This is a genomic window from Streptomyces sp. SID9727, from assembly GCF_010550605.1.
Taxonomy (GTDB): Bacteria; Actinomycetota; Actinomycetes; order Streptomycetales; family Streptomycetaceae; genus Streptomyces.
This window is the reverse complement of sequence record NZ_JAAGNI010000288.1, coordinates 1-1881: the sequence shown is the minus strand read 5'-3', so window position 1 is coordinate 1881 and position 1881 is coordinate 1. Positions and strand designations below refer to the sequence as shown.

Here is a 1881-nt window from a genome sequence, read left to right as displayed (position 1 = left end):
CGCCACCCCCGCGAGGCCGTGGACCGCACCGCCGTCGTACACCGCGAGCCACGCCTGAAGCCGCCCCGCGAGCCCCGCGCGCCCCGGGAACCCCGCGCGCTGCGGGAGGGCGACCAGCCGCGCCGGCTCGGCCGGACGCTGCTCGTCCTCATCATGCTGGCGCTCGTCGCGGCGGTCGCGTACGCGGTGCTGTTCATGCCCACGTCCGGCGAGGACGACGAGGGGACCGGCGCCGCTCCCTCCCGTACCGCCTCCGCACCACCCGCGTCCGCGACGCCCGAGCCCACGGCGAGCGCGTCGAAGAAGCCGTCCGCACCCGCCTCGTCCGGGGCGCAGAAGCCGCAGACCAGCCGGTCCGCCGCCGCGCTCGCGCCCGGGTACACGCTCCGCGAGGACGCCGAGGGCTTCGAGGTCGGACTGCCCAAGGGGTGGCAGCGCAGCCCCGCCAACGCGGAGCGTCAGATCCGTTACGGCAGCGACGGGTTCAGCGTGCTCATCGTCCCCGGCCGTGACACCGCGAAGGCCAACGGCAGCGATCCGCTCGACTACCAGCGGGACAAGGAGCCGGAACTGAAGCCGTTCCGCGACTCCAGCTGGTCGTCGGCGAGCGGCCTGCGGCGTACGGACGTCGGCCGACAGGCCATGGCCGAGGGCCAGTTCACCTGGCAGGACGCCAACGGACGCGAGGTGTACGTCCGCAACCTCGTCATGCTGGTCGGCGGCCGGTACCACGTCCTCCAGGTCATCGGCCCCGATGACGAGCGCGACCGGATCACCGAGATCTACCAACAGGCCAGCGTTTCCTACCGCGTGACGGGATGAAGCACGGGATTCGCATCACAGTGCGGTCTCGTGGGCGATGCGAGGTTCCGTGGCCGCGCGTCCGCTCCGTAACCTGTCTTCCGGACCGACGGGGGCGGGGACACAAGTGGATCGATCACAGGGCACGGAAGCGGGGCTGTTGCTGGCCGGGAGGTACCGGCTGGGCGACGTCCTCGGACGCGGCGGCATGGGGAAGGTGTGGCGCGCTCACGACGAGGTGCTGCACCGCACGGTGGCCGTCAAGGAGCTGACCGCCGGGCTGTACGTGGCCGAGTCGGACCGGATCGTGCTGCACCAGCGCACGCAGAAGGAGGCCCGCGCGGCCGCCCGGATCACCCACCCCGGCGTCGTCACCGTCCATGACGTGGTCGAGTACGACAACCGGCCGTGGATCGTCATGCAGTACGTGGACGGGCCGTCGCTCGCCGACCGGGCGAAGGAGTCCGGCGGCGAGATCGAGGCCCGCGAGGCCGCCCGCATAGGACTGCACGTGCTGGGCGCGCTGCGCGCCGCGCACGGGGCCGGGGTGCTGCACCGGGACGTGAAGCCGGGCAACGTGCTGCTCGCCCGGGACGGCCGGGTCCTGCTCACCGACTTCGGGATCGCCGCGATCGAGGGCGACTCCACCATCACCAGGACCGGTGAACTCGTCGGCTCCATCGACTATCTGGCGCCCGAGCGGGTGCGCGGCGGCGACCCGGGCCCCGCCTCCGACCTGTGGTCGCTGGGCGCCACGCTGTACACGGCCGTCGAGGGGCGTTCGCCGTTCCGCCGGACGTCCCCCATATCGACCATGCAGGCCGTCGTCACCGAGGAGCCGCCGCCGCCCGCCCGGGCCGGGGCGCTCGCCCCCGTCATCACCGCGCTGCTGCGCAAGGAGCCGGCGGACCGCCCGTCGGCGGAGGAGACCGAGCGGATGCTCCTGGAGGCCATGGAGGGCCGCGCGCCCCGGGCCGCCCAGGCGTTCATCCCGACGCAGCAGGTCTCCGAGGAGATGCTGCGCGGGGGCACCGCCGTGCTGCCCCGGCCCGGGCCCGCCGTGCCGCCCGGGCCGGGAGC

At 73.9% G+C, this 1881-nt stretch carries 1 protein-coding gene and 1 pseudogene; both read left to right on the top strand.

What is annotated here, in order from left to right:
• Positions 1-822 (top strand): annotated as a pseudogene (locus G3I41_RS18490) (hypothetical protein); the annotation flags it as partial.
• Positions 823-928: 106 nt separating this feature from the next.
• Positions 929-1881, top strand: a 953-nt coding sequence (locus G3I41_RS18485) for a serine/threonine-protein kinase (protein WP_343242164.1), incomplete at its 3' end; no start/stop codon positions are given.